This window comes from Mycolicibacterium arseniciresistens, assembly GCF_030519285.1.
GTDB lineage: Bacteria > Actinomycetota > Actinomycetes > Mycobacteriales > Mycobacteriaceae > Mycobacterium > Mycobacterium arseniciresistens.
In genome coordinates, this window is record NZ_JAUMSQ010000002.1 from 1 (window position 1) to 6316 (window position 6316).

The window sequence follows — 6316 nt, forward strand, 5'->3', positions numbered from 1 at the left end:
AACGGGCCGACTGGTGGTGGTACGAGCCGTTTCAACCGCAGCCACCACCGGCCGCGGCCTGAGTCGGGCGCCGGCGCGCCGCCATGGCCCGCCGGTGCACGCCCTCGCGTCCTTGTGAATTTGCAGCTTGGCAGCTGTCGGCGAACGGCCGAGAGCGTCCTCGCTTGAGCGCTATCGGCGGCGAGCGGGCGCGACGGCATGTAATCGCGTCAACATATGTTGACGAGTGAGAGACCGTTGATCACTTCGGTGCGGCCTGCAACTCCGGCGCGGCCGCGGCCAGCAGCGCGGCACGGTCACCATCGAGCGGCGGGTAGATCCGTTCGCCGTTGATCACCCGCTTGGTGGCCTTCGCCTCGGCGCCGCGCTTGACGACCCGCCGGTCCCAGCCCTCGGTGTACACCGCCCCGGCCGGTCCGAGGTCGAGAACGGTTACATACCAGGGGATCCGCAGCGTGAGCATCGGGGCGCCGAGCAGATCGCCGACCACGTTGTAACCGGCATAGCGGCCCATCGGCCGACCGTGCTGACACGACATCACCGACAGGTGCTCGTCGTCCATCCGTGCCGCGGCCACATCACCCGCGGCGAACACTCCGCCCACACCGTGCAGCCTCAGGAAGTCGTCGACGGGCAGCCGGCCCAGCCGGTCGCACGGCACGCCGAACTGCGCGGTCAACGGATTGGCCCGCATGCCGGCACACCACACCACGGTCGCGGCGGACACGTCCTCACCCGACGACAGCGTCACGCTCCGCTCGCCGACACCGATCACCCGGACGCCGGTGACCGTGTCCACGCCGTTGCCGGCCAGCGCCTCCTCGATGACGGGCCGAGCCGATTCGCCCATGTCCGAACCGACGTGCGGATTGTGGTCGACGAGGACCACCCGCGGCGTGACACCGAGCGCGCCCGCGAGCATCTGCGGTAGCTCGCAGGCGATCTCGATGCCGGTGAGACCCGCTCCGACGACCACCGCGGTCGCAGACGCCGGATCGCCCCGATCCAGCGAGCGAATATGGGCCTGCAGCCGCATCGCCCCGTCATAGGTGTCGACGTCGAACCCGAACTCCGCGAGTCCGGGAAGGTCCGGCCGCACCACCCGGCTGCCCACCGCGAGGACCAGGCGGTCGTAGCCCAGCGTGGCGCCGTCGGTGGTGCGGACGGTTCGCGCCGACGGGTCGACACCGGCCACATCGGCGGTGACATGCCCGACACCGACCGGATCGAGCAACTGCGGCAACGAGATTCGGCACGGGGTGAGGTCCGCCTCGTAATTGCGGACACGGATGTCGTGAAACGGCTGCGAACTCACCACCGTCACGTCGACCGAGTCGGGGGACGCGCCGAGTTCATCGAGCCGCCGGGCGGCGCCCAGTGCCGCCCACAACCCGGCGAACCCCGACCCGAGAACGAGGATGCGTGCGGTGTCCGGCATCGCCATATCGTCACGTCCCGCCGACCCGGACACAAGGGCGCGCGACTAGGGGAGCGACCGTGGCAGGCCGAACGACGGGAGGACGGAGTTGTCGAACCGCGTCATCGCGCTGATGCGGTCACCGGCGAGGGTGAGGACGTACACACCGGTGCCGTGCCGCACACCGCCGGGTGCGCGCAGGTAGGCGCCGAACGCCGGCTGCCCGTTGGCCCGTGTCGGCACCAGGTCGAAGCGGCGCCCGGCGCCGAAGATGTCGGCACAGAACCCGGCCACCAGGTCGCGCCCGATGTACTCGAACGGCATCGGCGGCATCGACACGAAAACGTCGTCGGTCAGCAGCGTCACCAGTGCGTCGACGTCGGCGGCTTCCCACGCGTCGACGAACCGGGCCACCACGGCGCCGGTCGAGGCGGACGGCGGACCGGCGTTAACCGGCCGGCGCTGCTCGACGCCGGCCCGCGCCCGCTTGAGTGCGCTCTTCACCGAGTCGACGGTCGAGTCGAGCATGCCGGCCACCTCGTCGGCGCGGAACCCGAGCACGTCGCGCAGGACGAGCACCGCGACCTGGCGCGGCGGCAGGAGCTGGAGCGCCGTGACGAACGCCAGCGAGATGGCCTCGGTCTGCGCATAGCGGGCCTCCGGACCCGGCTGCGCGTCGACGACACCCTCGAGCAGGGCGTCGGGAAACGGCTGAAGCCAGACCACCTCACCGAGCCGGCTCGGTTCCCGCGGTTCGACGCCCGGCACGTCCCAGCCCGACGCCGGGCGCCGACCGGCCGCCCGCCGCGCGTTGAGGCACCGGTTGGTGGCGATCCGGTAGAGCCAGGTGCGCAGCGAGGCACGCCCCTCGAACGACGCGAATCCCCGCCAGGCCGCCAGCAGCGTCTCCTGCAGGGTGTCCTCCGCGTCCTGGAACGACCCGAGCATCCGGTAGCAGTGCACCAGCAGTTCGCGCTGATACGGCTCGGTCAGCGCGCGGAACGCCTCACCGTCCCCGGTCCGCGCCCGCGCCGCCAGGTCGTCGGCCACCACTTCGGTCTCTTCCTCCCACACCTCCGTACGGACACCGGCCGCCGGGCAGAAGGGGCGCCCGGCCGGACGCCACCTTCGCCGACGCCGCGGTGTCAATACACGGGACAGCCAACACCGATCGAGGAGCATTCATGGGACGAATCGTCGTCAGCGAGAACATCACGCTCGACGGAGTCGTCGAAGACCCCACCGGCGAGGAGGGCTCCGAGCGCGGCGGCTGGATCTCGGCGGCCGGTGACGAGGACCGCGCCGCGTGGGCGGCACTCATGCTCGACGAGGCGCGCGCGGCGCAGGCCCTGCTGCTCGGCCGGCGAAGCGACGAGTGGTTCGCGGCGCGCTGGCCTTCCCGCAGCGGCGAGTGGGCGGACAGATTGAACAGCATGCCGAAATACGTCGTCTCCGCCGGCCACCGGCAGCCGAAGTGGAACAACGCGACGGTCCTCGACGGCGAGGTCGCGACCACGGTGGCCGAGCTCAAGCGGACGGTCGACGGCGACATCGTCGTCTACGGCAGCGCCCGACTGGTGCACGCACTGATGGACAGCGAACTCGTCGACGAACTCAGGCTCACGATCTACCCCGTCGTGCTCGGCGCGGGCCGGCGCCTGTTCGGCGCGACGGGCGGCAGGACCCCCCTGGAACTGGTCGAGAGCCGCACGCTCGGTCGCAACCTCGTGTTCCTGCGGTACGTCCGGTGACGTGGTTGACAGGTGTTCATCGCGCGAGTCGTGATAGACCACCGGCATGGCCGAACGCGTCACCTTCCTCAGTTCCACCGGGCCGACACTCGCGGGCATCATCGAGCGGCCCGCGGGAGAGCCGCGCGGCTGGGGCGTCTTCTCGCACGGGTTCACGCTCGGCAAGGACTCGCCGGCGGCGGCGCGCATCTGCAAGCAGCTGGCGAAGGACGGCATCGGCATGCTGAGGTTCGACGCGCTCGGCCTCGGCGACTCCGAGGGGGACTGGGGCGACGGGTCGTTCACCCACAAAGTCGCCGACATCGTGCGTGCCTGCGAATTCATGGCCGACAGCGGCACTCCGGCCGACATCCTGATCGGACACTCCTTCGGCGGGGCGGCCGTGATCGCCGCGGCCAGGCAGTGCCCCGGCGTGCGGGCCGTGGTCACCGTCTGCGCACCGTTCGACCCCGCCCACGCCGAGAAGCAGTACGACGCCGTGGTGGAGCGGGTGCTGGCCGAGGGCAGCGCCGAGTGGATGGCAGGGCGCCGGTCGCTGACGCTCAAGCGGGCGTTCGTCGAGGACGTCCGGGCGGCCGACCTGCGCGACAAGATCCGCGAGCTGCGGATGCCGCTGCTGATCCTGCACTCGCCGACCGACAACACCGTCGGCATCGCGAACGCCAGCGAGATCTTCCGCACCGCGCGACACCCGCGCAGCTTCGTCTCACTCGAGGGCGCCGAGCATCTGCTCACCGGCCCCGGGCAGGCCCACCGTGCCGGCCGCATCATCGGCGCGTGGGCCGACCCCTACCTCGGGGACTGACGGACGGCTCAGTAGTCCGGGATGGGCAGCGGCGAGTTGTTCGAGTCGATGCCGCCGTCGACGTGGAACGTCGCGTTCGTGGCGTAGCAGTCCTTGGTGCACAGGTAGACGGTCAGCCTGCCGAGGTCGGCGACATCGCCCAGCCGGTGCAGCGGAGTGAGCTCCTGCATCCGCTCCAGTGAGCCGGGCATCATGTCCAGGCTGCCCTGCAATCCCGCGGTGGCGAACGATCCCAGCGCGATGGCGTTCACCCGGATCTTCGGGGCGAGCTCCTGCGCCATCGCGCGGGTCAGTGCCTCGAGGCCGCCCTTGGCCACGCAGTAGGCCGCGAGCGCGCGGATCCCGAAACGCGCTGAGCCCGAGGAGATGTTGACGATGGAGCCGTGGCCGGCCTCGAGCATGTGCGGGGCGACCAACTGACTCATGATGAATGCCGAGGTGACACACCAGTCGAAGGTGTGCCGGAAGTCCTCGTCGGTGATGTCGAGGAATCGCCCGTAGGTGGAGCCGCCGACATTGTTGACCAGGATGTCCACCCGGCCGAACGTCTCCATCGCGGTGCCGACGACACGTTCGCCGTCCTCCCGGCTGATCGCATCCGCCACCAGGGCCAGGCCGGTTCCGCCCTCGGCCTCGATCTCACCGATCGTGCCGACGATCTCGGACTCCGTGCGCGCCGTGCCCACCACCGTGCACCCGGCCTCGGCGAGCACCTTCGCGATTCCCGCGCCGACGCCGCGTCCGGCACCGGTGACGATCGCCACCTGACCATCCAGATTGAACTGCTCGAGTGCCATGTTCGCTGCTCCTGGGACGTCCGACGGGAATGCGGACCACCCTACAGTCGATGACTTGAGTCAGTCAGAGGAATGCTGGAACCGTCTTCGATCGGTCGTGCAGGAGTGTGCACGGCTGACACGGCCGTCCACTTGCCTCTCAGCCGCCCGGGCCGGAGCGCGGAGGCGCTAATGTCGAAGGTTCACAGCAGGTGCGAACCCGGCTGAGCAGGTCGGAACACGGCAGAACGGTAGGGCGGTGGCGAACGGTCTATCCACGCGCGAAGCGAAGCGGTTGCAGACGAGGGAACGACTGATGGGTGCTGCCATCGCCGAGTTCAAGCGGTCGGGCATGGCCGACGCCGACGTCGGCGCGATCGTTGCCGCCGCAGGCGTCGCCCACGGCACCTTCTTCTTTCACTTCCCGACCAAGGAACACGTTCTCCTCGAACTCGAACGGCGAGAAGAGGACCGCATCGCCAAACAGCTCGGCCAGTTCCTCAAGTCGAAGTCCGACCTGCCTTCGGCGTTGGACGAAGCGGCCCGGCTGATCATCGGACTGGAGCGGCGCCTGGGCGGGTCGCTGTTCAAAGACTTCTTGGCGCTGCACTTCTCGCAGACCCGTCCGCCCGCCGAGGACGGCGACGACCACCCCATCATCGTGCTCGTCGCCGAGCAGATCGAGAAGGCCCGCGAGCGGGGCGACATCGATTCCGACGTGAACTCGATGAACAGTGCGGTGTTCTTCCTCCTCGGCCTGTATGCGCTGCTGGTCACCACCAACGACTGGCCGACACGCCGGGCGATGCTCGACGACTTCATGACCCGCACCCTGCGCAGCCTGCGGGTGGCACCTCCGCGCTGATCGCTCGGCTCTGACCGTCCCCGACAGGACGCGAGCCTTTCGCCGTCCGCACTTCGATGACTATAGTCAGCCACGAGTCCGACGGCCGGTGCTGTTCGCCGGGTGCGAGGAGCCCGTCGGCGATCGGTAGGAGGGGTCGTGAATCTGCCAACGGTGAAGCTGCGGGGCGGCGGGCGCAGGGGCAAGTCTTCTGAGATCGCGGCGACGCCGAAGGGCGGGCTGACGTTCGAGGACCACCACGAACGGTCGCAGCAGGCGCAGCGCCAGGCCGACAAGTGGCTGATCTCGGGTTCTCTGCTGATCGGCACCGCGGCCCTCGGCGTCTTCGGCCTGCCGCTGTTCCTGCGCGGGGTCTGGCTGCTGCGCAAGGCGGCGCGCGACGGGCTCTCGGTGCGCCCGATGATCGTCACCCTGATCGGCTACCTGGTGATCATCGACGCCGCGATCAACACGGTCGGCTGGGCGCTCGACCTGGTGGCGAACCACACGCTGCTGGCGCGCGTGCTGCTCAACGGCTGGGGCAACATGTTCGACGCCGGCTACTTCTGGCACTACAACGAACTGTTGGTCGGGGGCGCGGCAGGGCCGGGGGAGAAGGCGATGGAAGTGGGGATGATCCTCACCGTCTTCACGATGCGGATCGCCGCGGCGATCGGGTTCCTGCAGATGAAGCGCTGGGGCCACCAGTGGATGATCATCACC

7 protein-coding genes are annotated in these 6316 nt (G+C 69.5%); 4 read left to right on the forward strand and 3 right to left on the reverse strand.

All coding sequences use genetic code 11. From position 1 onward, the window contains the following. Positions 1–241: 241 nt before the first annotated feature. Positions 242–1438: an NAD(P)/FAD-dependent oxidoreductase gene (locus tag Q2100_RS00755; protein WP_302912428.1), complete on the reverse strand. Its 1197-nt coding sequence runs from the start codon at positions 1436–1438 to the stop codon at positions 242–244. A 45-nt stretch (positions 1439–1483) separates the two neighbouring features. After that, positions 1484–2470, reverse strand: a complete 987-nt coding sequence (locus tag Q2100_RS00760; RefSeq protein ID WP_302912432.1) for a sigma-70 family RNA polymerase sigma factor — start codon at positions 2468–2470, stop codon at positions 1484–1486. Positions 2471–2601: 131 nt separating this feature from the next. Here Q2100_RS00760 and Q2100_RS00765 point away from each other — a divergent pair, with 131 nt between their 5' ends. After that, positions 2602–3168, forward strand: coding sequence for a dihydrofolate reductase family protein (locus Q2100_RS00765; protein WP_302912429.1), 567 nt, complete (start codon positions 2602–2604; stop codon positions 3166–3168). Between the two features lie 46 nt (positions 3169–3214). Continuing rightward, a complete protein-coding gene (locus Q2100_RS00770) occupies positions 3215–3973 on the forward strand; it encodes an alpha/beta hydrolase family protein (RefSeq protein WP_302912430.1) in 759 nt (252 codons plus the stop codon). Positions 3974–3981: 8 nt separating this feature from the next. Here the strand turns inward: Q2100_RS00770 and Q2100_RS00775 are convergent, their stop codons facing one another. After that, positions 3982–4770 (reverse strand): SDR family NAD(P)-dependent oxidoreductase, encoded by a 789-nt coding sequence (locus Q2100_RS00775; protein WP_264012123.1) that lies wholly within the window; start codon positions 4768–4770, stop codon positions 3982–3984. Between the two features lie 295 nt (positions 4771–5065). On the opposite strand from Q2100_RS00775, the gene Q2100_RS00780 reads away from it, so the two are divergent. Then, positions 5066–5614: a TetR family transcriptional regulator gene (locus Q2100_RS00780; protein WP_302912431.1), complete on the forward strand. Its 549-nt coding sequence runs from the start codon at positions 5066–5068 to the stop codon at positions 5612–5614. A gap of 195 nt (positions 5615–5809) precedes the next feature. Then, positions 5810–6316: hypothetical protein (locus Q2100_RS00785; protein ID WP_302912433.1), on the forward strand; the 507-nt coding region annotated here is incomplete at its 3' end.

Bases quoted from the DNA above. Each gene is read 5' to 3' on its own strand.
- Q2100_RS00755 (WP_302912428.1), bottom strand. From the start codon at position 1,438: ATGCCGGACACCGCACGCATCCTCGTTCTCGGGTCGGGGTTCGCCGGG.
- Q2100_RS00765 (WP_302912429.1), top strand. From the start codon at position 2,602: ATGGGACGAATCGTCGTCAGCGAGAACATCACGCTCGACGGAGTCGTC.
- Q2100_RS00770 (WP_302912430.1), top strand. From the start codon at position 3,215: ATGGCCGAACGCGTCACCTTCCTCAGTTCCACCGGGCCGACACTCGCG.
- Q2100_RS00775 (WP_264012123.1), bottom strand. From the start codon at position 4,770: ATGGCACTCGAGCAGTTCAATCTGGATGGTCAGGTGGCGATCGTCACC.
- Q2100_RS00780 (WP_302912431.1), top strand. From the start codon at position 5,066: ATGGGTGCTGCCATCGCCGAGTTCAAGCGGTCGGGCATGGCCGACGCC.